A 26,472-nucleotide genomic window follows, 5' to 3' on the forward strand; every position below is an offset into this window, starting at 1 on the left:
GGGGCCGGAGAGGTCGGTCTCCGGTCCCGTGCGAAGGTTCGGCGGACGGTGTGCCGTCCGGTTTCAGCTCAGGCGTCGAGCCAGACGCGGGTGGCGACGTAGCCGTTCGACATGTCGTTGCCGATGTCGTGGACGTAGCCCTTGACCGCCTTGGTCGAGGCATTCACGAAATCGTTGAACATCGGCAGGATCAGGCCGCCTTCGTCGCGCACCATCATCGCCATGTCGCGATACATTTCCTTGCGCTTGGCCTCGTCGAGTTCGGAGCGGGCTTCGAGCAGGATCTTGTCGAAGTCCGGACGCAGGAAGCGGGTGTCGTTCCAGTCGGCGGTCGACAGGTAGGCGGTCGAATACATCTGGTCCTGGGTCGGACGGCCGCCCCAGTAGGAGGTCGAAAACGGCTGGACGTTCCAGACATTCGACCAGTAGCCGTCGCCGGGCTCGCGCTTGACCTCGATCTCGATGCCGGCCTTCTTGGCGCTTTCCTGGTAGAGGACCGCTGCATCGACGGCGCCGGGGAAGGCGACTTCCGAGGTGCGCAGCAGGACGGAGCCGGAATGGCCGGACTTCTTGAAGTGGAAGGCGGCCTTGTCGGGATCGTAGGCGCGCTGCTCGATGCCTTCGGGGAAGAGCGCATAGGTTTCGTTGATCGGGAAGTCGTTGCCGACCTTGCCGTAGCCGCCGAGGATTTTTTCGACCATGGTCTCGCGGTCCATGGCATATTTCAGTGCCAGCCGCAGGTCGACATTGTCGAACGGTGCGGTGTTGCAATGCATGATGAAGACGTAGTGGCCGCGGCCGGACGTGTTGAGGATCTCCACCGTCGGCGCGCGCTTCAGCAGCGAGACGGTCTTCGGGTCGACGCGGTTGATGAAATGCACCTGGCCGGACGAGAGGGCGGCGATGCGGGCCGTCGCATCGTTCATGCCGATGATCTCGATCGTGTCGACATAGCCGCGGTCGGTGCGCCAGTCGTTGGGGTTCTTCTCCAGCGTGGCCCGCACGCCAGGCTCGAAGCTGGTCAGCTTGTAGGGACCGGTGCCGATCGAGGCGAGCACATCGTCATTGCCGCCGTTCGGCTGGATGACCAGGTGATAGTCTGTCAGCAGCAGCGGCAGGTCGGCATTGCCTTCGGTGAGCGTCAGGACCAAGTCGCCGCCGCTCGTGCTGATCTCCTTGATGGATTTCATCACGCCGAGCGCGCCGGATTCGGACTTTTCGTCGGTATGGCGCTTCAGGGTGGCGACGACGTCCTCGACGGTCAGTTCCTTGCCGTCATGGAACTGGACGCCCTTGCGGATCTTGAAGGTCCAGGTGGAGGCGTCGGCCGACGGCGCCCAGCTTTCGGCGAGGGCCGGCACGGCAGCGCCGGTCAGCGGGTCGCTTTCGACCAGCATGTCGCCCCAGCAGCGGCCGAGGCAGAACATGAACTGCGACAGGAATTTCGCCGGGTCCTTGCTGTCGGTCGCCGAGCCACCTTCGAGGCCGAGCTTCAGATGGCCGCCGCGCTTGGGTTCCTGGGCGGACGCACTTGTGGCATAGAGCGTGCTGGCCGCCGTCAAGGTCAGGCCGGCCGCCATGGCACGTCCCATGAATTCGCGACGGCTCATGCCGCCTGACGCGACGCGGCGCGTCAGATGTCTGGTGTAATCGGTCATTCCCTGTTCCTTCTCTGGTTATCTGTCGCCCGAATTCTTGTTTTGCGTTCGGTGCGTGGTGGCAAATCGATCTGTGGCTGGAATTCCTGTTTTATTCAAAATGTTAATCAAAATTCGTCATCGGCCGTGTCACAGGCCGATGACGCGTATCCGCTCTCCTTGCCCCGAATGGGCAGGCGGTCTCGTGCGGCACACGAACGCGGTCCGTCCCGGCACTTTCCCTGCGATGATAAGACAGATGTGGAGATCCTGTCTGCAGAATTGGGTGTCCTGCAGGCGCATGAGGAGTGCTTTTCCAAAGCCTCCCGACTTGGTTTGTTTGGGGTCGCTCAACGCAGATGATCTCCTTCGGCAAGTGAACGTGCGCTGCGACGGCATGATAGCCCTCGCATGGAACCCTGCCTGAAATAATGTCTGCTTCCTGCGTTATTGCAGTGTTCACAGCGACATAATTTGCCGCTGATACGACGCTGCCATGGACTCCGACAGCAATTGCACGGGGGAGGGGCGCCATTGGCCGGCTGCAATTGCCTGCCTTGTCGATCGAGGTCGGTTATCGACCGCCGCTCGGATGCACCAGGGGCGGAGGCTCATGACGTGCCAGGGGCCGTCGAGCAGCGGAAAAGGCCGGCGATGACGGATGGCACCGGATTGGCCTTTCAATCCTTGGGGATGCTCGGGTTTGAAAAGGCCTGTCGCAATTCCTCCGACATCGGCAGGTGCATGTTGATGCCGTTGGGCGGAATGGGCTGGGTGAACCACTTGTCGTAGATGCTGTTGATTTCGCCGCTGCTGTAGATCTGCAGCAGGGCCGCATTCACCGCGTCGAGGAACTCCGTGTCCTCCCGGCGGACCATCAGACCGTAGGGCTCCGGCCAGCCGAGCGAATCGCTGGACAGGACATAGTCCCCAGGCTGGTCCGAACTGGCGACCATGGCGGCCAGAAGAATACCGTCCATCACGAAGGCCGAGGCCCGGCCTTCTGTCACCAGCTTGAAGGCGTCCTTGTGGGTTTCCACCGGCATGACGGCGATATGCAGGCCACGCTCGCGGTTGGCGGTGGCCAACTGACCGATATTGGTGGTGCCCGACGTGGCCACGACCGTATGGCCCGTCAGGTCTGCCATGGTTCGCAGATTGTTTTTCGTCAGCGACACGAATTTGGTGCCGGTGACGAAGTGGCTATAGGAAAATGCGACGCTTTTTCGACGCTCGGCATTGTTGGTGCTGGCGACGCATTCGATATCCAGGGCACCGTCGCGCAGCATGGCGACGCGGTTGCGCGGCGTTCGTTCGACATAGTCGATCGCCAGGGCGGCAAGCCCGAGCCGCTCTTTCAGATGATCCACGACGCGCAGGCAGAGATCCGTCGAGTAGCCGGTGACCGTGCCGTCCGGCAGCTTATAGGAAAAGGGAATGTCCTCGGGGCTGTAGCCGAGCCGAATGGTGCCGGTCTCGGCGATTTTGGCAAGTGTCGAACTCGGCGCCTGCGCCCATCCTGCCGCCGCAGAAAGGCCAAGCGTCAAGGCGGTCAAAGCGGATACAACACGTCCTGACATTGTCATTCTCCCGTTTCTCTATCGCTTCAGCCTGTCGTTGCTATTCCATGTATTCCGTCGGCGCGGCGAAGGTCTGCTTCAGCCCCTGTGACATCGGCAGGTTCAGGTTCATGCCGTCTGGTGGGATCGGCGAGGTGAACCATCTGGCATAGAGCGTATCGATTTCCGGACTGGTGAAGATCTTCTCCAGCGTGGCATTGACGACCGTCTTGAACTCATCGTCGCCATGGCGCAGCAGCAGGCCGTAGGGTTCGAGCTTGCTCAGCAACTCATCCGACAGCGCGAATTTCGACGGATCGGGCGCCTGGGCGATCATCGCGGCGAGCAGGATGCCGTCCCAGACGAAAGCCGAGGCGCGGCCGCTGGCGACGAGTTCGAAGGCTTCGTTGTTGGTCTTGGTCGGCATGACACCGATATTGAGCTGCTTTTCCCGATTGATGGTGTTCAACTGGTCGATATTCACCGTCCCGGATGCCGCGGCGACCGAACGCCCGGCGAGGTCATCGATCGTCTTGATGTTGTCCTCGCGTCGCGTCATGAACTGGGTGGCGGTGGCAAAATGCGGGTAGGAGAAGGCGACCACCTTGCGTCTCTCGGCATTGTTGGTGGTTGCCGCGCATTCCACGTCGATCTTGCCGCTCTTGACCAGGACAAAACGGGTGGCCGAAGTCGCCGCGACATAGTCCGTCTTGAGCGTGTCGAGCTTGAGGTGGGTTTTGATGCCTTCCACGACGCGGTCGCACAGATCCATCGAGAAGCCGATGATCTTGCCATCCGGCGTCTTGTAGGAAAAGGGCGGTTCCGCCTCGCGATAGCCGAGGGTGACCGTTCCGGTGCGGGCGATTTTCGCCAGCGTGCTTTCCGGCGATTGCGCCCTGGCGGCGAACGGCAGCAAAAGGGTGGGAAGGATGCACACAGTCAAAGTCAGATTACGCATTTCGCTTCTCCGATCGTTGCCCGCGCGTGGCGGACGGGTATCGTCCTAAAGCCCGCTGCGTGCTGGTGGGTCTCTGTTTCATGGGCACGTCATGTCGCATAACCGAGGGCCGAACACGCTTGTCCGTCATCGGGTCCGCAATCCGTCTCGGCAAAGGGTTTTGGCCGGGCAAAATAATAGCCTTGCGCATTGGTGCAGCCGGCGGCTTTCAAGATCAGCAATTGCTCTTCGGTCTCGACGCCTTCGGCGGTGACCTCCATGTCCAGTTCGCGGGCCAGATTGGTGATAGCCCCGACAATGGCGCGCGAGGTGGCATGGGTCGGCATGTCGGCGACGAAGCCGCGGTCGATCTTGATCTTGCTGAAAGACATGTCGGCAAGGTAGCTGAGCGAGGCATAACCGGTGCCAAAATCATCCAGCACGATCGATATGCCCATGGCGCGCAGGGTTTCCAGGGCCTGGCGGCTTTCGACGCCGGCCAGCATGACCGACTCGGTGACCTCCAGCTCCAGCCGCGAGGCTGGTAGGCCGGTGGCCTCCAGGGCGTCGGCCACGGTTTTGATGATCGAGCCGTGGCGAAGCTGGACGGGCGAGAGATTGACGGCCAGCCGGATGCGCGGCGGCCAGGCGACGGCATCCTCGGTGGCGCGTCGCAGGACCCATTCTCCGAGCGCGACAATCACGCCGGTTTCTTCGGCCAGCGGAATGAAGCGATCGGGCGAGATCAGCCCGAGTTGCGGATGGCGCCAGCGTACCAGCGCCTCGAAACCGCAGACGGTGTTGCTGGCGATGTTGACGAAGGGTTGGTAGTGAACTTCGAATTCATCGCGCTGCAGGGCAAATTTCAGATCCATTTCCAGGGCATGCTGGTCCTGCACGACCATATCCATGCCTTCCTCGAAAACGATGGACGTGCCGCGACCGGCCGCCTTGGCGCGGTAAAGCGCCAGGTCGGCATTCTGCAGCAACTGGCTTGCCGTGGTGCCGTGCTCCGGCGCGCAGGCGATGCCGATGCTGGTGCCGACCACCACTTCGTGGTCCTCCAGCAGGAAACCGGAGGATATGGTTTCCAGCAGCCGTGCCGCGAGCCCGCGGGCTTCGTGTTCGGCGTCGCGGGCGACCCGCTGAACGATGGCGAACTCGTCGCCGCCGAGGCGTGCCGCAAGGTCGCCTGGGCCGAGCACGGTGGTGATGCGCTCCGCCGTCGTGGTCAGGAGCAGGTCGCCGCAGGCATGGCCAAGGGTGTCGTTGACGACCTTGAAACGATCGAGATCGAGCAGCAGCACATTGAAACCGGCCGATGTGTCAATGGTTTCCAGGGCCTGGTTGAGCGTGTTCATCAGCAGCGTGCGGTTGCCGAGGCCGGTCAGCGCGTCGTGATGGGCCATGTGCTCCAGCTTGACGGCCATGTCGCGGATTTCGCGCAATCGGGCGCGTTCGACCACGGCTTCGCGCAGCGCCTCGATGGCGCGTGCCATGTCGCCGATCTCGTCGCTGCGGCCTTGAAAGGGCGTGACCTTGTCGGTGACTTCGCTGGCGATCTGCAGCGTCGCCTGGACAAGGGCCGGCACGGGCTTGAACAGCCGCTTGGCCATGAAGGTCGCCAGCCCGCCGGTCAGGGCGAGTATGGCCAGCAGCATGACCAGCGAGTTGCGAATGAGTTGGTCCTGGGCGCGATTGAGGCTGGAGGCTTTGCCAATGCTGACGGCCACGACACCGAGCAGGTCGCTATCGGGGCTGATGATCGGCAGAAGGCCGATATAGTGCTTGAGGCCGCCGATCGTCGCAAAACCTGTCGCAAAGCGCCCGAGCGTGCCGGCTTCCGCAAACAGCGGATCGTCCGGTGCCACGAAGGGCTTGTCCTCAGACGGCATGCCCGAGGAAGCCGCGACATCGATGAACCTGCCGGTTTCGCGATCGTAGCGCAGCAGCCAGGTGTCGTTCTTGGTCTGGGCGCTGACCAGCGCCAGCACGTCGGTCGGGTTGAAGCCGGTGTAGAGGATGGAATCGTCGTCGCCGATCGGCTGGGTCGTGACGATGTGTTCGACCTGGCCGCTGCGGTCCGTCTCGATGACGACATAGGTATAGATGTTGCGCAAGGTGGCGCTGGCAATCTGGGTATTGACCCGCGCCTGGTTGGTCCACTGTTCCTTGGCCGCATCAACGAACATCAGCCAACCGACCAGTGCGCCAACGCTATAGGACAGCATGATGCCGCCCAGAAAGACGATGATGATCTTGAACAGCAACGACTTTTTCCAGGCCGTCGCAAGCGTGAAAACGGATGCCCGTCCGACCGACGCGGTTTGGCTTGCACCGAGCGACCTGCCTGGTGCTACAACGCGGTTTGCTTCGGGCTGTTCATCCATCATCCAGGGTGCGGCCTTCAAAGTCCAACGTGAAATATCGCGCAGAGTATGGGCAGACTGACATCAATGCTCACAGTATTGGGTGGCAAGGTTTCCAAATGGTTCGAAACGATGCATCGACCATCAATAATTACCTGTAATAGTTGATGCTTCCTTAAGTTGCAGTCCCATGAAAACACGGTGCCCAAGACTTTGCGGCCGGACAGGACCAGGGCGATCGGTTGTCCCTGTGGTCGTCTTCAGGGTTGCGATATCGCCTTCAGGCAGGCTTCGAACGCGGTCAGGTCGCTGTAGAGCCGGTCGGGTGCAGCGCGATGGACCATCACGGCGCCGCCGCGACGTTCGACGCCGCCTTGCAGCATGAGATTGTCGGCCATGTCGAAATTCTCGAGCGACAGGCCGTCGGGGCCACGCTTGCGGCCATCCTCACCCTCCCGCACATCGCCGTTATAATAGGCCAGCAAGCGCTGGTGATGGTCGTCGGCGACATTGGTGTAGGCGTAGACGCGTTTGCCCTGGGCACACATATAGCCCAGCTCGAAGGCGGTGCCGGTATCGGCCGCCAGGCCGCGAAACGGCGTGAGATTGGCGATGATGGCGTCTGCCGTGTTCATCATATGCTCGTCGATGGCGCTGATCGCCTGGCCCATGCCGCGCCTGGTGTCGGAAGGCGGAATTTCCAGGTCGCCCGGGCAGAGCGGCGTGAAGCCATAAGCGCGCGTTAGCGCCGCCTTGGCATCCAGCACCTGGCGGGCGTCGCGCAGGAAGACTTCGGGGCCGGCAAGGTAGATTTTGAGCGTCATCGGGAGATCCAGTCGAGGCGGGGTGGGCGGAGCAGCACAGATACCAGCCTGGAGGGCAGAGAGAACAGGGGGAGCTCCCAAATCCGTTCGATTTCCCCCGTGGGTTCATCGGCCTGTCTCGGTAAGGCCAGCAAGCGAGCCCCGATGCGGTGTCGCAAACAGCTTGACTTCCAGGTCGAAATCGAACAAAAAGAGAACATAGCAACGTGAATCGGAAATGACCATGTCCCTGGCTGAAAAATACATCGTGCTGTCGTTCAAGAAGGTTCGCGGTGGCATTGCGCCGGGCGAGATGCGTCAGGCTTCCAATCCGGTGTCCGCCGAGAAGATCGCCACAGCCATGGCCGACCGGCATGCCGGCGTGGCGGCCTATGCGGTGCAGGTCGACATGGAAAGCGGCGACATGACCAGCCCGCGCATTCTCTGCCAGTTCGGCGAGATTGCCGATATCGCGGCCTGATCGGCGTCCGCGGCGCGATTTTTTCCGTCTCGCCACGTTTTCGCCATCGCCACGACATCTGGGCGTTACACCCTGTTGCTACTGTCTGAGTGTGACGGAGAACAAGCCGATGACGAATGACATGACAATGGCGGAAGTGCTGAGGGATCCCCTGATCCGGCAGATGCTGCGTGCTGATGGCATCTCGCTCAGCGATTTTGCATCCCTGCTCCAGGACGTGGCGCGGCAGAAAAGTGCCAACCGCAACGCGGCTTTGGTGACCGCGGACAAGATGCCCTATTTCGTTCCGGCCCGGCCGGATGGCTGCTGCGTCGCCTTGGCGCGGTAGGCGGCAGGACGCGTCGATACCGTCTGCCGCCTTGCTTTGAGAGCAGGCCGGGGGCATGTTCCGCGGCATGGACAAGCGGAGGCCGGTGCGATTCTTGCGACCCTGAAATCAGTTTTGGCAATGGTCTTCCTGCTGGTGTTGCAGGCGAGCCTGGTTGCTGCCCAAGATGCTTCCACGCCACCGATCATGATGCTGAGCGGCAAATGTCTCAGGATGGTGGTCGGCGACCAGGACATGACGGCGGCCTGTTCCGGTAAGCTCGGCCGCACGGTGCTGACCGACGGTCGGTCCGGCTTCTATTTCCTGCTCGGGCAGAACCATATCCTGACCTTCAGCGGCACCGATGTCGCGCGAAAGAACGCCAAGGGCGCGTCGATCAAGATCGACCGGCTGATCTTCAACGAAGGGCTGGAAACCAACAAGCCGAAGGTGCTGTCGGCACGTGGCCAATGCACCTATGGCAATCCGTCCAAGGGACAGATTACCGTCCGCTGTTCCGGCTCGCTGCGCCAGGGCACGAAATTTTCCGCATCCTTCCAGTCCGACGGAATGCCGCCGCAACAGCCCTGACGGCCGGCGGCAGCGTAACTTGGTCCGGTCAGAGCGTGCCGCCGGTCTCCGTGATCATCTTGGTCAGGCTGCCCTCGGCCGGGAAAAGCGGGATCAGGCAGGCCTGCAGGGCATGGTACAGATCGCCCTTGCCGGGAAACAGGCTGTTGGCGGGCTGCAGATCCTCGGTCAGTTCTTCATGCCAGCCGCCGAAGGTCTGATCGAGGCTGTGACCCGCGATAAAATTCCAGATGCGGCGGTAGCTCTCTTCGTGGAAATCGCTGGGGCTGTGGGCATTGAGTACATGGGCGGCGGCTGCCCCTTCGCAGAGCGGCCACCAGAGTTTTGATTTTTTGTCGGGCACATTGGCCCAGTCGAGCGTGTAGAAGAAGCCGCCTTTGTCCTTGTCCCAGCCGAGCACCATAGACTGGAAGAAAAGGCCGCGGGCGGCCTCCGGCATCCAGTCGTGGCGCTTGCCGCCCAGCACCCAGAGCTGCAGCACGAGGCGCGCCCATTCCAGCCAATGGCCGGGCGTGGTGCCGGCCGGGCGGAACATTTCGTTGGCGTGGTAATAGCTCCGGTCGACCGTCCACTGCTCGTCGAAATGTTCGGCAACGCGGAAGGCCTCTTCACGAGCGCGGCGGTTGATCAGGAGGTCGGCAATGCTTTCCGCCTTGTCCAGATAATGACGCTCGCCGGTCGCCTCGAAGGCGGCCATCAGCGCCTCGGTCAGGTGCATGTTGGAGTTCTGGCCGCGATAGCCGGCGACCGGCTGCCAGTCGGCGGAAAATTCTTCCGCGATGGCACCATGGGCGGCTTCCCAGAATTTCGTGTCTAGCACCTCGGTGATATCGGCCAGCATGGCATCTGCCAGGGGATGGCCGATCACCTTGGCGGAGGAGGCGGCCAGCAGCACGAAGGCATGGCCATAGCCCTGCTTGGAACTGTCGGCGGCGCCGGTGTCGTCGACCTGCCAGAAATAGCCGCCGTTCTGCTGGTCGCGGTGGCGGTTCCACAGGAAGGACATGCCGTGGTCGACCATATCGGCGGCACCCGGCCGGCCGAGCAGGTCGCCGATCGCGAAGCAATGCACCATGCGGGCGCTGGCATGGATGCCGCGCACTGGATTGTCCGTGGCAAGCGGCGCGCCTTCGCGGTTGAGATCGTAGAAGCCGCCCTTGGGATTGAGGCTCGGGCCTTGGAAGAAATCGAACAGGCCATTCGCCTGGGCCAGCAGCCATTTGCGGTGATAGGCGCGGTTGCTCCACAGCGCCGGCAAGGGGCTCGTGGTTGGCGTCTCGGTCATGCTGTCCTCCCGGCATGGTCTTGTGATCGGTTGAAATCCTATATCGCCCGAGGTCCCGCTTGTCACCGCTCAACTTGGCTCCAGGTGAGGCTATGACTTGATGTTTCGCAAATGATATATTGACATAAAGATATCTTTATGTGAATTCGATGCTGTCGCATTTGGAATAAAGGATTTCGCCCATGCTCGACGGTCTGTTCGGTTGTCCCGATGCGAAGCGGGATGGCGCGGAGGTTTTTGCGGCGCTGACAAAAGCGGCGCGCGAGCGCATCCTCATTCTCGACGGTGCCATGGGCACGCAGATCCAGGGCTTGGGCTTTGACGAGGACCATTTCCGCGGCACCCGCTTTCTCGGCTGTGCCTGTCACCAGCAGGGCAATAACGACCTCCTGATCCTCAGCCAGCCCGATGCGATCGAAGAGATCCATTATCGCTACGCGATGGCCGGCGCCGATATTCTCGAGACCAATACCTTTTCCTCGACCCGCATTGCCCAGGCCGATTACCAGATGGAAGCGGCGGTCTATGATCTGAACCGTGACGGCGCACTGCTGGTGCGACGGGCGGCCATGCGCGCCGAGCGGGAGGACGGCAAGCGCCGCTTCGTGGCCGGCGCCATCGGCCCGACCAACCGCACCGCCTCGATGTCGCCGGACGTTAACAATCCCGGCTACCGCGCCGTCTCCTTCGACGATTTGCGGCTGGCCTATGCCGAGCAGATCGACGGCCTGATCGACGGCGGCGCCGATATCATCCTGATCGAGACGATTTTTGACACGCTGAACGCCAAGGCGGCGATCTTTGCCTGCGAGGAGCGGTTTGTCGCAAAGGGCATCCGCCTGCCGGTGATGATTTCGGGCACGATCACCGATCTCTCCGGCCGCACCCTGTCCGGCCAGACGCCGTCGGCCTTCTGGAACTCGGTGCGCCATGCCCGGCCGTTCACCATCGGGCTGAACTGCGCGCTCGGTGCCAATGCCATGCGGCCGCATCTGCAGGAACTGTCCGGCACCGCCGACACCTTCCTCTGCGCCTATCCGAACGCCGGCCTGCCGAACGAGTTCGGCCAGTATGACGAAAGCCCCGAGGACATGGCCCGGCAGATCGAGGGTTTTGCCCGCGATGGCCTGGTCAATGTGGTCGGCGGCTGTTGCGGCTCGACGCCCGAGCATATCAGGGCGATTGCCGAAGCGGTGGCTCCGTTCAAGCCGCGCCAGGTGCCGGAGCACCGGCCGTTTATGTCGCTGTCGGGCCTGGAGCCCTTCGTGCTGACCAAGGACATTCCGTTCGTCAATGTCGGCGAGCGCACCAATGTCACGGGATCTGCCAAGTTCCGTAAGCTGATCACCGCCGGCGACTATTCGGCGGCCCTCGTCGTTGCCCGCGACCAGGTGGAAAACGGCGCGCAGATCATCGACATCAACATGGACGAAGGCCTGATCGACAGTGAAAAGGCCATGGTCGAATTCCTCAACCTGATCGCCGCCGAGCCGGATATCGCCCGCGTTCCCGTGATGATCGACAGCTCGAAGTTCCAGATCATCGAGGCGGGGCTGAAATGCGTGCAGGGCAAGGCGATCGTCAATTCGATCTCCATGAAGGAGGGTGAGGAGGCTTTTGTCAAACAGGCCAAGCTGGTGCGCAATTATGGTGCGGCAGTGGTCGTCATGGCCTTCGACGAGAAGGGCCAGGCCGATACCTACGCGCGCAAGGTGGAGATCTGTACGCGGGCCTATGAGCTGCTGACCGAGGAGGCGGGGTTCGCGCCGGAAGACATCATCTTCGACCCCAATGTCTTTGCGGTGGCGACCGGCATCGAGGAGCACAACAATTACGGCGTCGACTTCATCGAGGCGACCCGGACGATCCGCGAAAAAATGCCGCTGGTGCATATTTCCGGCGGCGTCTCCAACCTGTCCTTCTCGTTCCGCGGCAATGAGCCGGTGCGCGAGGCCATGCATGCGGTGTTCCTCTACCACGCCATCCAGGCCGGCATGGACATGGGCATCGTCAATGCCGGGCAGCTGGCGGTCTATGAGAGCATCGATGCGGAGCTGCGCGAGGCCTGCGAGGACGTGGTGCTCAACCGCCGCGACGATTCCACCGAACGGCTGCTGGAGATTGCCGAGCGGTACCGCGGCACCGGCGAAAAGCAGGTCCGCGCCCAGGACATGAGCTGGCGGGAGCTGCCGGTCGCCAAGCGGCTGGAGCATGCGCTGGTCAACGGCATCACCGAATTCATCGATGCGGACACCGAAGAGGCGCGGCTCTCGGTCGAGCGGCCGCTGCATGTCATCGAAGGGCCGCTGATGGCCGGCATGAATGTGGTCGGCGACCTGTTCGGCGCAGGAAAAATGTTCCTGCCGCAGGTGGTCAAATCGGCGCGCGTCATGAAGCAGGCCGTGGCCGTTCTGCTGCCCTATATGGAAGCGGAAAAACTGGCGAATGGCGGCAGCGGCGAGCGCGAGGCGGCCGGCAAGGTGCTGATGGCGACCGTCAAGGGCGACGTGCACGATATCGGCAAGAACATCGTCGGCGTGGTTCTGGCCTGCAACAACTACGACATCATCGATCTGGGCGTCATGGTGCCAGCCACCAAGATTTTCGAGACGGCGATCCGCGAGAAGGTCGACATCATCGGCCTGTCCGGCCTGATCACCCCGTCGCTCGATGAAATGGTGCATGTCGCAGCCGAGATGGAGCGGCAGGGCTTTTCCATTCCGCTGCTGATCGGCGGCGCGACGACCAGCCGCGTGCACACGGCGGTGAAGATCAGCCCGCAATACAAAGCAGGCCAGGCGGTCTATGTGACCGATGCCAGCCGCGCCGTCGGCGTGGTCTCGGCGCTGCTGTCGCCGGACACTAAGCACAGCTACGTCGAGACGATCCGCGCCGAATATGCCAAGGTCGCGGAGGCCCACGCGCGCAACGAGCGCGACAAGCAGCGCCTGCCGCTGGCCAAGGCGCGCGCCAATGCCGCCCGGCTGGACTGGTCGGCCTACCAGCCGGTCAAGCCATCGTTCTTCGGCACAAAAGTGTTCGACGATTACGATCTGGCCGATCTGGCGCAATATATCGACTGGACGCCGTTCTTCCAGACCTGGGAGCTGAAGGGCCGTTATCCAGCCATTCTTGAGGATGAGGCGCAGGGCGAGGCGGCGCGCCAGCTGTTTGCCGATGCGCAGGCCATGCTGTCGAAAATCATAGCGGAAAAATGGTTCCGGCCGCGCGCCGTGGTCGGCTTCTGGCCGGCCAATACCAGCGGCGACGATATCCATCTCTACACAAACGACGACCGCGACGAGGCGCTGGCCACCTTCTATACGCTGCGCCAGCAGCTGTCGAAACGCGACGGTCGGCCAAATGTGGCGCTGAGCGATTTTGTGGCGCCGAAAGACAGCGGCGTGGCCGATTATATCGGCGGTTTCGTGGTGACGGCCGGCTTTGAGGAAATCGCCATTGCCGAACGTTTCGAGCGGGCCAATGACGATTACTCCTCGATCCTCGTCAAGGCGCTGGCCGACCGCTTTGCCGAAGCCTTTGCCGAGGCCATGCACCAGCGGGTGCGGCGCGAGTTCTGGGGCTATGCAGTCGACGAGACGCTTTTGCCGGAGGAACTGATCGGCGAGACCTATGCCGGCATCCGCCCGGCGCCGGGCTATCCGGCCCAGCCCGACCATACCGAGAAGGCGACGCTGTTTGCGCTGCTCGATGCGGAGGCTGCCACCGGCGTGACTCTTACCGAAAGCTACGCCATGTGGCCCGGCTCCTCGGTCTCCGGCCTCTATATCGGCCATCCCGACAGCTACTATTTCGGTGTCGCCAAGGTCGAGCGCGACCAGGTGGAGGAATATGCCGCCCGCAAGGGCATGCCGGTCGGCGAGGTCGAGCGCTGGCTCGGGCCGGTGCTGAACTATGTGCCGACGCCGGCGGGGGACGTGGTGGAGGATGCGGCGTGATTGGGGGATGATGGCCTGGCGGCTGCCCCTCATCCGGCTGCCGCCACCTTCTCCCCGCAAGCTGGGAGAAGGGAGATGCCGCACCGTTGCACGACAAATACCGAGGCGTCGAGAGAGTCCCAAAACTCTAGATGGCTACCGAAAATGTTTGATTTCCAAAACCCACACCTTGCAGTTCGTCACAGCGAACCGGGGCATTGCCTCATTCGGCCTTCTCCCCGCTTGCGGGGAGAAGGTGGCGGCAGCCGGATGAGGGGCTTTTCAGCTTAAGAGATTGATTCAACGACCTTGGCATCTGAATCATCATTTTCGTCCAAGACCTTGTTCAGAAAAGAAAATCCCAAAACGGACTATTCGCCTTCCACGGTCAGCCGCAACAAAATCGCCGTCGTATCGTCGCTCTGCTTGAAGCGCGGATAGTGCAATCCGTCCTGGTCGACCTCGCGTTCGAAATGGCGGAGTTCCGTGACCAGCGCGGCAAGGCCTTGGTCCATGGCGGCGCGAACCAGCGAACCGGCATCATAGGCTTTGTAGAGGGCGACGAGATCGGCCAGGCCGTCCGAGCAGAGCAGGGCGGTGGCGCCTCCGCCCGACACGGGCACGTCGACCATGGCCAGGTGATCGGCGGCGTCCGGCACGATGCCGAAGGTCCAGGTGAAACCGTCCGGCGTGTTCTGCAGGGCGCGGCCGCGGCGCAGGTCTTCGAGGGTGAGCGGATCGCTGTTGGCGCTGCCCGATGCGCCGATGCCGCCGAGGCGGGCGATGTGTTCGGCGGCGCGGTGCTGTTCCCATTCATAGGCGCCGGGAATGGGAATGACGAAGTCGCTCGTGCCATCATCGTGCAGCAGATAGAGGCAGCTGTCCCCGAGGCCAAAATACTGGAAACCACTCGGCGTGGCGCGCAGCGCCGTCAGGCTGCAGAGCGGCCAGGCATAGCGTGGCTGATCGCCGGCGACGCCCTGGAAGGTGTCGCGCGCCTCTGCGGAGATGGCGCGCAGGATGGCTCGGGGATCGGCATGGGCATCCAGCCGCTGCTTCAGCTGCTCGGTGCCGAACTCGGCGATCCAGGCGGCATCCGAGCCATAGCCGTCAATGAACTGGCGGTCGCCCAGCCCCGTCGCGCCATCCAGCACGAAGGCGGCATCCTTGTTATAACCGAAACGGTCCTCATTCGGCCGACCTTGTTTGCCGGCGTCGGTGATGGCGTCGAGAACGGTGAGGCGGCATGTGTGGGGCATGAATGGGACTCGCTGGCAGGGTTAGGGCCTCAGACTAGCGACCCGCTCCCTGTCGGCAAAGTGCCTTACCCCTCAAAGCTCATTTGCCCTTCCACACAGGATCGCGCTTTTCCGTAAAGGCGCGGGCGCCTTCCAACTGGTCCTCGCTGGAATAGAGCACGTCGACGGTCTTTAATTGCCGGCGGGTGACCTTGTTCATGGTGTCCTGGAATTTGGACCCTTCCGCCTCACGCACCACTTCCTTGATGGCCGCATAGACCAGCGGCGGGCCGCTTTCGAGCAGGCGGGCCAAAGCCCAGGCGCGGTCCATGAGCTTGTCGGCTGGCAAGATTTCGTTGACGAAGCCCCAGCGGTGGCCTTCCTGAACGTCGAGCCAGCGGCCGGTCAGCAGCATGTCCATGGCGATATGATAGGGGATGCGCTTCGGCAGCTTGATCGAGGCGGCATCGGCGACCGTGCCGGAGCGGATTTCCGGCAGCGCGAAGGTGGCGTGCTCAGTGGCCAGGATGAGATCGGCCGACAAAGCGATCTCGAAGCCGCCGCCGCAGCAGATGCCGTTGATGGCGGCAATCACCGGCTTGTTGAGGTCGCGCAGTTCCTGCAGGCCGCCAAAGCCGCCGACGCCATAATCGCCATCGACCGCATCGCCGCCGGCGGCGGCCTTCAGGTCCCAGCCGGCACAGAAGAACTTTTCGCCGGCGGCGGTGAGGATTGCGACGCGCAGCGTGTCGTCATCGCGAAACTCCCGAAAGATCTCGCCCATCTGCCGGCTGGTGACGAGATCGATGGCATTGGCCTTCGGCCGATCAATGGTGACCTCGAGAATGCCGCCCTCGCGGCGGGTTTTGATGGGGGTGGCTGTCATGATTGTCTCCCTCGTCTTTTGTCGTTGCGTTGTGTGCGGGGACACCCCCCTCTGTCCTGCCGGACATCTCCCCCTCAAGGGGGGAGATTACTCTGCTGCTGATGTCCTGCCCAATCTCAGGGATGGGGAAAGGCTTTGGCCACTGCTGAGCAAAGCGGCCACTCCATCCGATCTCCCCCCTTGAGGGGGAGATGTCCGGCAGGACAGAGGGGGGTAAACCGCTGCCGCCGCCGTTGCCGTGACCGCAATCCTACACGCGCATCCTCACCAGCGCATCCACCGCGACGACGCCCTGTCCCTCGGGCAATACCATCAGTGGGTTGATGTCGAGTTCCTCGATCTCGGCGGCGTGGGCGATGACGAAATCGGCGGCGGCGGAGATCGCGTCGATGAGGGCCGCTAGGTCGCCCTTCGGCTGGCCGCGATAGCCGTTCAGCAGTTTCGCGATCTTCAGGCCGGCGATTGTGCTCTCGATCTCGGCTTTGGTGGTCGGCAGGGTGATGACGGCGGAATCGTCGAGCAGTTCGACCAGAATGCCGCCGGCACCGATGGTCAGTACCGGGCCTGCGACCGGATCGCGCAGCGCACCGAGGATCAGTTCGGCGACCGGTCTGGCGGCCATGCGCTCGACGAGGTAGCCGTCAGCGACCGCGGCCATGGCGCGGGCGGCGGCGGTGACCTCGGCTTCTGAGGACAGGTTGAGCCGGACGGCGCCGGCTTCGGTCTTGTGGGCGACGCCCGAGCCTTTCAGCGCCACCGGGAAACCGATCGCCGTTGCGGCCGTGGCTGCCTCTTCCGGTGTCTCGGCAAAGCGTCCTGGTGGCACTGGCAGACCGAAGGGGGCAAGCGCCCGTTTGCTGGCATATTCGCTGAGCGTCACCGCTTCGCCGGAGGAGGTGCCGACACGCAGGAGCGGGGCGGGCAGCGGTGCGGCCCAGGCTATATGGATGCCATGGGCGATCTCGGCGGCGGCGAGCGCCTCGTCGATGCCGGAAAACGGCGTCACGCCGGCGGCCACCAGCCGTTCGGCAATCGCTTCCGGCATGTTTTCCGCCATGCTGGCCACCACCCCGGCATTGGCACCGGTCGTTTGCGCTGCGGCAATCACCGCGTCGACGGTGGTCACCCAGTCGGCGGGGTCGCAGCGGTCGGCGCGGGGAAAGTCGAGCACGACAAGGTTCAGCGCATAATCGCCCTGCATCATGGTGGTGAAGGCGGCGGTCTGGCGTTCGAGATTGCCCCAGACGAAGGTGTGGTAATCGAGCGGATTGGAGATCGTCACCATTTCACCCAAGATGTCGCGCAGCGGCTGGCGTTGCTCATCCTTCAGGTCGCGGAAGTCGATGCGGCGGCCGGTGCCGGCATCGGCAATCAGCGAGGCCTCGCCGCCCGAACAGCTCATCGAGGAGATGGCATTGCTCATCAGCGGGCCTGCGACATGCAGCAGTTTCAGGGTTTCCAGCAGTTCGGGAAGGGTCTCGACCTGGCCGATGCCGAAACGGGCGAGCACCGCCGAGGAGACCTGGTGATTGCCGGCGAGCGACGCGGTATGGGACACCGTCGCTTTGCGGGCGGCTTCCGATTTGCCGACTTTGAGGGCGATGACGGGCTTTTTCAGCTCGCGGGCGCGGCTGCCCAGCTTTTCGAGCGTGGCGAGGTCGTCAAACCCTTCGATATGCAGGCCGACCGCCGTGACGCGCGGGTCTTCCAATGCTGCCAGCGCCAGCGCCGACAGGCCCGTCTGGGCCTGGTTGCCGGCGGTCATCAGATAGGCGAGAGGCAGGCCGCGCTGCTGCATGGAAATGTTACAGGCGATGTTGGAGCTCTGGGTCAGCACCGCCACGCCGCGGCTCTGGCGCTGCATGCCGTGCTGGTCGGGCCAGAGCAGGGCGCCGTCCAGCATGTTGATGAAGCCGTAGCAATTGGGACCGACGACCGGCATGTCGCCGGCGGCCTCGATCAACCGTGCTTGCAAGGCATCGCCATCGGGCAGTTCCTTGACCGCTTCGGAAAAGCCCGAGGCGTAGCAGATCGCCCCGCCGGCGCCGATTTTTGCCAGCGCGCCGATGATCTCGATGGTCAGCAGGCGGTTGACGCCGACGAAGCTGGCATCGGGAGCGGCGGGCAGGTCGGCGACAGAGCGATAACATCTGCGGCCGAGGATCTCGTCGAGTTTCGGATGCACCGGCCAGATGGCGCCGGCAAAGCCCATCTTGTCGCATTGCTCGATGACGCGGCGCGCCTCCTTGCCGCCGAACACGGCGATGGAGGTGGGTCGGATGAGGCGGGAGAGGTCGCGGGGGGCGGTCATGATGGGCGGCCTGCCAATACTACGGAGTCTTTGGCTACCCCCCTCTGCCCTGCCGGGCATCTCCCCCTCAAGGGGGGAGATCGATCCGTGGAAACGCGGCGCCCAAAGAGAGGTCGAGACAGTGGCCGAAAATTCGGGATGTCGTTATCCTGGGTGGCCAGCCCCAGCCGATCTCCCCCCTTGAGGGGGAGATGCCCGGCAGGGCAGAGGGGGGTAAGGCTTGAACGAGTGTCCATGACGATCCTCATGCCGCTCACGCTCCAAACGGCCGCAGCAGGTCGCGGCTGATGATGTGGCGCTGGATTTCGGAGGTGCCGTCCCAGATGCGCTCGACGCGGGCGTCGCGCCAGAAGCGGGCGAGCGGCAGGTCGTCCATCAGGCCCATGCCGCCATAGATCTGGATCGCCTCGTCGGTGACGCGGGCCAGCATTTCCGACGCATAGAGTTTGGCCGAGGCGATCTCGCGATTGGCCGGCAGTTTCTGGTCCAGCCGCCAGGCGGCGGCCAGCGTCAGCCAGTCGGCGGCGTCGATTTCGGTGATCATGTCGGCCAGTTTGAAGGAGACGCCCTGGTTGGCGCCGATCGGCTTTCCAAACTGTTTGCGCTCGGCGGCATAGGGCAAAGCCAGATCGAAGACGCGGCGCGCCCGGCCGACGCAGGTGGCGGCCACCGTGATGCGGGTGGCGTAGAGCCAGTCATTGGCGATATCGAAGCCCTTGTGCACTTCGCCCAGGATCTGCGCCGAGGGCAGGCGGCAATCGTCGAAGGTGAGGATGCAGTTCTTGTAGCCGCGATGGGAGACGGAGGAATAACCTTCGCGGATCTCGAAGCCCGGCGTACCGCGATCGACCAGGAAACAGGTGATCTTCTTTTTGGGGCCGCGCGGCGTGTCCTCCTCGCCGGTGGCGATGAAGACGATGACGAAATCGGCAATGTTGGCATGGCTGATGAAATGTTTTGTGCCGTTGACGATCCAGTCACCGCCATCGGGCCTGGCGAAACACTTCATGCCGCGCACGTCGGAACCGGCATCCGGCTCGGTCATCGCCAAAGCATCGAATTTCTCGCCGCTGACGGCGGGCAGAAGATAGCGTTGGCGCTGCTCGTCATTGCAGGCCATCAGGATGCCCGAGGGGCGGCCGAAGAACACGGTAAGGCCCATCGAGGCGCGGCCGAGTTCGCGTTCGACCAAAGTGAAGGTCAGGTGATCGAGACCGGCGCCGCCGACCTCTTCGGGGAAATTGCAGCCGAAGAAGCCGATCTCCTTGCATTTGCGGGCGATCTCCTGGCCGAGTTCCGGGGGCACGATGCCGGTGCGCTCGACTTCGTCCTCATGGGGATAGATCTCCGTCTCGACGAAATCGCGGACCGTCTTGACGATCATCTCCTGCTCGTCGGTCAGTGCGAAATTCATGGCGTTCTCCTCCTCATTTTTATGGTCTGCTGCCCCTCATCCCCGGAGCAACGCGTTGCGCCTGACCTGCCGGCACCTTCTCCCCGTAAACGGGGAGAAGGAATCCGCGGCTCCCCGATGCACAATAGCTCTGCTCGAGGCAGGTTCCCTCTCCCCGTTTACGGGGAGAGGGCTAGGGTGAGGGGCAGCCTTGCCGTCCGCTTACCGCTTCTGCCCCACGCTCCGTCCGACACCGTCAGGCCTCGCCAAGCCGGCATGGGCTTCGGCGATGGCGGTGACGCGCTCCAGCACGTCGGGCAGAGCGGGCACCGATTTGCCGACCTTGCTGTCGACATGCAGCATCATCTGTTCGGCGGTGGCAATGGCCACGTTGGTGTCGGCATTGTAGATCGTCGAGAAGATCTGCAGGCGTTTCTCATCGACGGACAGGATCTGGCAGGTCGAATAGAGCGCCTCGCCGAGCCGCGCTTCGCCGAGATGGCGGATATGGGTCTCGACGGTGTAGTAGCTGTGGCCGTTCTTGACATAGTCGAGATCGACGCCGATCAGCCGCAGCAGGCCATCCGAGGTGTCGCCGAACACTTGCAGATAACGATGCTCGGTCATGTGGCCGTTATAGTCGACCCAGGCGGCATTGACGCGGGTGTCGATGATGCGCAGCGGTTGGGCCTTGCCGAGATCGGCCTCGGGCTTTTCGGCATCGGCCCAGAGGCGGGCCTCGAAATCGGCCAGCAGCTTGCCGGCACCCCAGCCGGCGCCGCCATTGCCGCCTTTCAGCGCCTGCATGATGCCGACCAGGTTCTCGTCGCGGATGCGCTCCAGCTCGCGGATCGAGCGGCCGGCGGCCTGGGCATCCGACTGCGCGCCGATCTTTTCCACCAGTTCGTCGGTGAGATCGACGACATCGGTGAACTTGGTCCAGGGCCATTTCAGGCAGGGGCCGAACTGTGCCAGAAAATGGCGCATGCCGGCCTCGCCACCGGCGATGCGGTAGGTCTCGAACAGGCCCATCTGCGCCCAGCGCATGCCGAAGGAATAGCGCATGACATTGTCGAGGGTCTCGGTGTCGCAGATATCGTCCTGGATGAGCCACAGCGCTTCGCGCCACAGGGCCTCCAGCAGGCGGTCGCCGACAAAGGCCTCGATCTCCTTCTGGATGACGACGCCCTTCATGCCGATCTGCTCGACGGCGGTCATGGCGCGAGCAATGGTCTCCGGCGTCGTCTGCTTTCCGCCGACCAGTTCGACCAGTGGCAGCAGGTAGACCGGGTTATAGGGATGGGCGACGAACAGGCGGTCCGGATGGGCCATGTCACGCTGCAAATCGCTCGGCAGCAGGCCCGAGGTCGAGGAGCCGATCAGCGCATGGGGATGGGCTGCGGCGTCGATCTGGGTGATGACGTTGCGCTTCAGGTCGAGGCGCTCGGGCACGCTTTCCTGAATCCACTCAGCGCCTTCGACGGCTTCGTGAATGCTGTTGCGAAAGGTGAGGGTGCCCTTTTTCGGCAGGGGCGCCATGGTCAGCAGTTTGGAGGCGCGCGCGGCATTGGCGAGCACTTCGCCCACGATGCGGGCCGCCTCCGGATGCGGATCGAACATGTTGACGTCGATGCCGGCCAGCAGAAACCGCGCCGCCCAGGCCCCGCCGATAACCCCGCCGCCGATGCAGGCGGCCTTTGTGATCTTGGTCATTGTCAAATCCATCCTAGCTAAAAGTCCCCTCCCAAACCCTCCCCACAAGGGGGAGGGCTTAACCTGCCGCGCCTTCGGTGGCTGAGGCCGACACCGTTCCGCGTGTGGTCTCCCCCCTTGTGGGGGAGATGGCCGGCAGGCCAGAGGGGGTTTGTCTGTTCCCAAACTTCCCGTCCCTTTGTTTTGGGATGGGCGGCTTTTACCGCTTCGTCAGCTTCAGTTTTTCCCGCACCGCGGCCGGCCCGATGATTTTCGCGCCCATGCCTTCGATGACGGTGACGGCTTTTTCGACCAGTTGCGCATTGGTGGCGAGCTGGCCCTTGCCGATATAGAGATTGTCCTCCAGCCCGACGCGCACATTGCCGCCGGCCAGCACCGCTGCGGCCGGGTAGGCCAGCGCATTGCGGCCAATCGAGAAGGCCGAGAAGGTCCAGTTTGCCGGTACGTTGTTGACCATGGCCATGAAGGTGTTCAGATCGTCGGGTGCGCCCCAGGGAATGCCCATGCAGAGCTGGATCAGCACCGGATCCTCGATCAGGCCTTCCTCGACCAATTGCTTGGCGAACCACAGATGGCCGGTGTCAAAGGCCTCGATCTCCGGGCGCACGCCGAGGTCGGTCATCAACTTCGCCATGGCGCGCAGCATGGACGGCGTGTTGGTCATCACGTAATCGCCGAGCGAAAAGTTCATGGTGCCGCAATCGAGCGTGCAGATTTCCGGCAGGCATTCGGCAACATGGCTGACGCGCTCGGTGGCGCCGGCCATGTCTGTGCCCTTCGGGTTCAAGGGCAGGGGATTTTCGACATTGCCGAAGATCAGGTCGCCGCCCATGCCGGCGGTCAGGTTGAGGACGACATCGACATCGGCGGCGCGGATGCGGTCGGTCACTTCCCGGTAGAGGTCATTGCGCCGGGAGGCGGCGCCGGTCTCCGGGTCGCGGACATGGCAGTGCACCACGGCAGCACCGGCCTTGGCGGCATCGATGGCGCTGTCGGCGATCTGCTTCGGGGTGATCGGCACATGGCTCGATTTCGAGACCGTGTCGCCGGCGCCGGTGACGGCACAGGTGATGAAAACGTCGCGGTTCATGGTCAAAGGCACGGAGTAAGCTCTCCCTAATTTATGAGGGCATTACGGGCCAAAATTTTTGCGCATGCTTTGCAGATTTGGTACTATACTGTACATTATCGGAAATTTCTGAGGAGGCGGAGCGTCTATGAACGGCCCATCAGGGGAAACGCTCGGCGTCGATATCCTGGTTCTGCCGGAGACCAACCTGATCCTGGTCGCCTCCGTCATCGAGCCGATGCGCGCCGCCAACCGGATCTCCGGGCTCGATCTCTACGACTGGCGGATCTTCAGCCCGGATGGTGCGGCGATCGAGACGCGCAGCCATATTCCGATTCCCGTCGATGGGCCGTTCCGGCCGGGGCGCGAGACGGGGCCGCTGTTCGTGCTGTCGAGCTATCACTGGCAGCGTAGCGCCACGCCGCAGCTGAAAATGCTGCTGTCACAGACGGCGCGGCATCGCTCTGTGATGGCCGGCATCGAATCCGGCACCTGGCTGCTGGCAGAGGCGTCGCTGCTGGACGGCTTTGCCGCGACCACCCATTGGGAGGATTTCGACGAATTCGCCGCCGCCTATCCGCAGATCGCGGCGGTGCGCGAGCGCTACGTGATCGACGGCAAGCGGATCACCACGGGCGGGTCGCTGCCGACGCTCGACCTGATGCTGGAGCTGATCCGGCGGCGGCATGGCTATTCGCTGGCGCTCGAGGTGTCGCGGCTGTTCATTTACGAACAGGCCAGCGTCTCCGGCGAGACCTCGGCGCGTCCGTCAACCGGCAGCATGCGCATGGCGGACCCGCGGGTGGGCCTCGCGGTGCGGCTGATGGAGGAGACCATCGAACAGCCGCTGACGCTGGCCAGGCTCGCAAAACGTGTCGGCATCAGTGCGCGGCATCTGCAGACGCTGTTCCTGGAGACGATCGGCGTGCCGCCGCATGTGCATTACCTGGCGCTCAGGCTCAATGCGGCGCGGCGCAAGGTGATCGAGACGCGGCTGGCCTTTGCCGATATCGCAGCCCTTTGCGGCTTCAACTCGGCCTCGGCCTTTGCCCGCAGCTATCGCGAGCATTATCACGAAAGCGCCTCGGAGACCCGGCGGCGGCTGCGCGCCGGGGCTTAGAGCGCTCGGCTATTCGGCCAGGACCAGCAGGTCCTCGGCGGCAAAACGCAGGCTGACGGTTTCGCCGATGGCGGGCGGCTGAGCGCCTGGATCGTTGAACATGTCGAAGGAAACCGAATGGCCCGTGACATCGAGCTTGGTGCGGATGACCGAGCCGAGGAAATGGCTGGACACGACCTTGCCGTTTAGAACCGTATCGCCATTGGCCGCTTCGCCAAGCGAGCCGGCCTCGGGACGCAGGGCCAGCTGGATGGTCTGGCCGGATCCTTGCGTCACGGGGGCTGCCAGGCGCACGGTCTGCTCGCCGATCTTGACGGTGCCGCTCGACGGCTCGACGACGACCGCGTCGATCAGGTTGAGCGTGCCGACGAAGGAGGCGACGAAGCGGGTGGAAGGCGTGTTGTAGATCTCGAACGGCGTGCCGATCTGGTCGGCCTTGCCGGCATTCATCACGACGATGCGGTCGGAGATCGACAGGGCCTCTTCCTGGTCATGGGTAACGAAGACGGTGGTGATGCCGAGCTGGCGCTGGATGGCGCGGATTTCCTCGCGCAGCGAGACGCGGATCTTGGCGTCGAGCGCCGAGAGCGGCTCGTCGAGCAGCAGCACCTGCGGCTTGGGCGCCAAGGCGCGGGCCAGCGCCACGCGCTGCTGCTGGCCGCCGGACATCTGGTAGGGATAACGGTCGGCGAGATGATCGAGCTTGATCAGGCCGAGCATTTCCCTGACGCGGGTGTCGATCTCGGCCTTGGGCTTGCCGGCCACCTTCAGGCCGAAGGCGACATTTTCAAAAACGGTCATGTTGGGAAACAGCGCATAGGCCTGGAATACCATGCCGATATTGCGCTGGTTGGGTCTGAGATCCGTCTGGTTCTTGCCATTGATCGTCACGGTGCCGCCGGTCGGCGTCTCGAAACCGGCGATCATCCGCAGCACCGTGGTCTTGCCACAGCCGGAGGGTCCGAGAAAGGACACGAACTCGCCTTTCTCGATGGTCATGTTGAAATCCTTGACGACCTGGATCGGTCCGTAGGATTTCTGGATGCTGCTGAGGGTTAGAAATGTCATCGGGCAAATGTCCTCAGGCCTTGGCGGGCGCGGTTTTCTGGAGGCGGGAGACGAGCTGGATCAGTCCGAGGCAGCCCCAGGTGATGCCGAAGGCGATCACGGCAAGGGCGGCCGGCTCATAGGCGCGGTTGGCGCCCAGAAGCTGCATATAGGGACCGAAGGCGGGGCGGTTGAGCAGGGCGGCCATGGTGAATTCGCCGATGACGATGGCGAAGGTCAGGAAGGCCCCCGACAACACGGCCACCAGCACATTCGGCAGGATGATGCGCGACAGGATGGTGACCCAGCCGGCGCCAAGACTCTGGGCAGCTTCGGTCAGCGTCGCCACGTCGATGGTGCGAAGCCCTGTGTCGACGGCGCGGTACATATAGGGAAGAGCGAGCGTCGCATAGCCGAACATCAGCAGGATATTGGTGCCCATGATCGTGCCGGTCAGCGGCAGCCAGCTCGACGTATTGTAGAGCCGGATATAGCCGAAGACGATGACGATGGCCGGGATGACCAGCGGCAGCAGGGTGATGAATTCGATATAGGGCCTGAGCCACGGCATTTTCAGTCGCACCCAATAGGCGGTCGGCACGATCAGGGCCACACCGAAGATGATGGTGACCAGCGCCATGATCACTGAAAAGCTGAAGGTCTGCTGGAATTGCGGGTCGCCGAGCACCTTGGCATAGGCGTCGAAGGAATATTCGCCGCGCCGCATCTTCAGTGAGAAATTGGTCATGCCGATCAGCGGCAGGAAGAAATACAGAAGCCCGAACAAAAGGGCTCCCCAGGACCAGATGCGGGTCATTTCAACCACCTTTCGCTGCGGGCGCGCAGCCAGATGTAAATGGCATTGGCAATGCCGGTGATGACGATCATGCCGAAGGCGAGCGCATAGCCGAGATGGGGATCGCCGAGCACGTCGCCGCGGATCTGCGCAAACAGCAGGATCGGCACGATGTTGAGCGAGGAGCCGGTCAGGGCAATCGCCGTTGCTACCGCGCCAAAAGCATTGGCAAACAGCAGGGCCAGGGTGCCGAGCAACGACGGAAACAGGATCGGGAAGGCGACCATGCGCCAATATTGCAGGCCGGTGGCGCCGAGAATGGAGGCGGCTTCCTTCCACTCGCGCTTCAGACCGTCAAGGGCCGGCGTGATGATCAGGATCATCAGCGGGATCTGGAAGAACAGATAGGTGAGCGTCAGGCCCCAGAAGGACAGAAGATTGAAGCCGAGCATCCGCAGATCAAGGCCGAACTGGGTCCTGAGAAAGACCGTCAGCAGACCGACCGGGCCGAGCGTGGCCAGAAAGGCGAAGGCCAGCGGCACGCCGGCAAAGTTCGAGGCGACGCCGGAAAAGGTCAGCAAAGGGCCACGGATGACGCGCGGCAGGCCGCCGAGGACGACCGCTGCCGAGACGGCAAAGCCGATGGCGCAGCCGAGTAGCGCGGAGGCAAGGCTGATCTTGATGGAGATCCAGTAGGCGGCGATGATCGACGGCTTGAACAGGCCGCGGATATTGTCCAGCGTCAGGCCGCCATCCGGGGTCTGGAAGGCACCGAGCACGATGCGCATGGTCGGCATGATCAGGAAAAGCGTCACGAAAATCAAAAACGGCAGCACGCCCAGCCAATGCATGGGCAGTTTGCGCTTCGGCGGTATCGCGACCGCGTGGGAGCTCTGTTGGTCCGATGGCATTCTGCTTGTTCCCCGCCAAGTCTTTATGCTGCTGGCTCATTCATAAGGCAAAAACCGCCCCGGCCAAAGGGGCCGGAGCGG

At 63.0% G+C, this 26,472-nt stretch carries 20 protein-coding genes; 5 read left to right on the plus strand and 15 right to left on the minus strand.

Annotated elements, in window-relative coordinates:
- Positions 1-68 precede the first annotated feature (68 nt).
- From HGO38_RS00340 to HGO38_RS00360, 5 genes are all read right to left on the minus strand, one after another.
- Positions 69-1,658, minus strand: coding sequence for an ABC transporter substrate-binding protein (locus HGO38_RS00340; protein WP_250953933.1), 1,590 nt, complete (start codon positions 1,656-1,658; stop codon positions 69-71).
- 659 nt (positions 1,659-2,317) lie between these two features.
- Positions 2,318-3,217, minus strand: coding sequence for an amino acid ABC transporter substrate-binding protein (locus HGO38_RS00345; RefSeq protein ID WP_250953934.1), 900 nt, complete (start codon positions 3,215-3,217; stop codon positions 2,318-2,320).
- Between the two features lie 40 nt (positions 3,218-3,257).
- On the minus strand, positions 3,258-4,154 hold the full coding sequence (locus tag HGO38_RS00350; RefSeq protein WP_250953935.1) for an amino acid ABC transporter substrate-binding protein: 897 nt from the start codon (positions 4,152-4,154) through the stop codon (positions 3,258-3,260).
- An 89-nt stretch (positions 4,155-4,243) separates the two neighbouring features.
- Positions 4,244-6,403, minus strand: coding sequence for a putative bifunctional diguanylate cyclase/phosphodiesterase (locus HGO38_RS00355; RefSeq protein ID WP_250953936.1), 2,160 nt, complete (start codon positions 6,401-6,403; stop codon positions 4,244-4,246).
- A 359-nt stretch (positions 6,404-6,762) separates the two neighbouring features.
- Positions 6,763-7,326: a nucleoside 2-deoxyribosyltransferase gene (locus tag HGO38_RS00360; protein WP_250953937.1), complete on the minus strand. Its 564-nt coding sequence runs from the start codon at positions 7,324-7,326 to the stop codon at positions 6,763-6,765.
- A gap of 223 nt (positions 7,327-7,549) precedes the next feature.
- Between HGO38_RS00360 and HGO38_RS00365 the strand changes: the two genes are divergently transcribed.
- From HGO38_RS00365 to HGO38_RS00375, 3 genes are all read left to right on the plus strand, one after another.
- The gene (locus HGO38_RS00365) at positions 7,550-7,786 is read left to right on the plus strand and encodes a hypothetical protein (protein ID WP_250953938.1); all 237 of its coding nucleotides are present in this window, start codon (positions 7,550-7,552) and stop codon (positions 7,784-7,786) included.
- Positions 7,787-7,895: 109 nt separating this feature from the next.
- Positions 7,896-8,114 (plus strand): hypothetical protein, encoded by a 219-nt coding sequence (locus HGO38_RS00370; RefSeq protein ID WP_250953939.1) that lies wholly within the window; start codon positions 7,896-7,898, stop codon positions 8,112-8,114.
- A 114-nt stretch (positions 8,115-8,228) separates the two neighbouring features.
- On the plus strand, positions 8,229-8,684 hold the full coding sequence (locus tag HGO38_RS00375; RefSeq protein ID WP_250953940.1) for a hypothetical protein: 456 nt from the start codon (positions 8,229-8,231) through the stop codon (positions 8,682-8,684).
- A 28-nt stretch (positions 8,685-8,712) separates the two neighbouring features.
- On the opposite strand, the gene HGO38_RS00380 is transcribed toward HGO38_RS00375, so the two are convergent.
- The gene (locus tag HGO38_RS00380; protein ID WP_250953941.1) at positions 8,713-9,969 is read right to left on the minus strand and encodes an AGE family epimerase/isomerase; all 1,257 of its coding nucleotides are present in this window, start codon (positions 9,967-9,969) and stop codon (positions 8,713-8,715) included.
- A gap of 182 nt (positions 9,970-10,151) precedes the next feature.
- Between HGO38_RS00380 and metH the strand changes: the two genes are divergently transcribed.
- The gene (gene metH / locus HGO38_RS00385; RefSeq protein WP_250953942.1) at positions 10,152-13,928 is read left to right on the plus strand and encodes a methionine synthase; all 3,777 of its coding nucleotides are present in this window, start codon (positions 10,152-10,154) and stop codon (positions 13,926-13,928) included.
- 350 nt (positions 13,929-14,278) lie between these two features.
- Here metH and HGO38_RS00390 read toward each other — a convergent pair whose 3' ends face one another.
- The 6 genes from HGO38_RS00390 to bcoG all read right to left on the minus strand — a co-directional run bounded on the left by HGO38_RS00390 (position 14,279) and on the right by bcoG (position 22,550).
- On the minus strand, positions 14,279-15,166 hold the full coding sequence (locus tag HGO38_RS00390) for a PP2C family serine/threonine-protein phosphatase (protein WP_250953943.1): 888 nt from the start codon (positions 15,164-15,166) through the stop codon (positions 14,279-14,281).
- Positions 15,167-15,245: 79 nt separating this feature from the next.
- A complete protein-coding gene (locus HGO38_RS00395) occupies positions 15,246-16,031 on the minus strand; it encodes a carnitinyl-CoA dehydratase (protein ID WP_250953944.1) in 786 nt (261 codons plus the stop codon).
- A 250-nt stretch (positions 16,032-16,281) separates the two neighbouring features.
- Positions 16,282-18,345 (minus strand): acetate--CoA ligase family protein, encoded by a 2,064-nt coding sequence (locus tag HGO38_RS00405; protein ID WP_250954489.1) that lies wholly within the window; start codon positions 18,343-18,345, stop codon positions 16,282-16,284.
- 250 nt (positions 18,346-18,595) lie between these two features.
- Positions 18,596-19,756 (minus strand): acyl-CoA dehydrogenase family protein, encoded by a 1,161-nt coding sequence (locus HGO38_RS00410; RefSeq protein WP_250953945.1) that lies wholly within the window; start codon positions 19,754-19,756, stop codon positions 18,596-18,598.
- Positions 19,757-19,957: 201 nt separating this feature from the next.
- Entirely contained in the window at positions 19,958-21,448 is a 1,491-nt protein-coding gene (locus tag HGO38_RS00415; protein WP_250953946.1) for a carnitine 3-dehydrogenase, read from the minus strand.
- 199 nt (positions 21,449-21,647) lie between these two features.
- Positions 21,648-22,550: a 3-dehydrocarnitine:acetyl-CoA trimethylamine transferase BcoG gene (gene bcoG / locus HGO38_RS00420; protein WP_250953947.1), complete on the minus strand. Its 903-nt coding sequence runs from the start codon at positions 22,548-22,550 to the stop codon at positions 21,648-21,650.
- Positions 22,551-22,665: 115 nt separating this feature from the next.
- Between bcoG and HGO38_RS00425 the strand changes: the two genes are divergently transcribed.
- Positions 22,666-23,637, plus strand: a complete 972-nt coding sequence (locus tag HGO38_RS00425) for a GlxA family transcriptional regulator (protein WP_250953948.1) — start codon at positions 22,666-22,668, stop codon at positions 23,635-23,637.
- A 9-nt stretch (positions 23,638-23,646) separates the two neighbouring features.
- Here the strand turns inward: HGO38_RS00425 and HGO38_RS00430 are convergent, their stop codons facing one another.
- Genes HGO38_RS00430 through HGO38_RS00440 form a run of 3 tightly spaced genes read right to left on the minus strand, consistent with a single transcriptional unit; the run spans position 23,647 to position 26,391 of the window.
- Positions 23,647-24,705 carry an ABC transporter ATP-binding protein gene (locus HGO38_RS00430; RefSeq protein ID WP_250953949.1) on the minus strand — a complete coding sequence of 353 codons (1,059 nt, stop codon included), beginning with the start codon at positions 24,703-24,705 and terminating at the stop codon, positions 23,647-23,649.
- 13 nt (positions 24,706-24,718) lie between these two features.
- Positions 24,719-25,501, minus strand: a complete 783-nt coding sequence (locus tag HGO38_RS00435; RefSeq protein WP_250953950.1) for an ABC transporter permease — start codon at positions 25,499-25,501, stop codon at positions 24,719-24,721.
- Entirely contained in the window at positions 25,498-26,391 is an 894-nt protein-coding gene (locus tag HGO38_RS00440; RefSeq protein WP_250953951.1) for an ABC transporter permease, read from the minus strand. Before HGO38_RS00440 ends, HGO38_RS00435 begins: the two co-directional genes overlap by 4 nt.
- Positions 26,392-26,472: the final 81 nt, after the last annotated feature.

The organism is Rhizobium sp. CG5 (assembly GCF_023701945.1).
In the GTDB taxonomy this organism is placed as follows: Bacteria; Pseudomonadota; Alphaproteobacteria; order Rhizobiales; family Rhizobiaceae; genus Allorhizobium.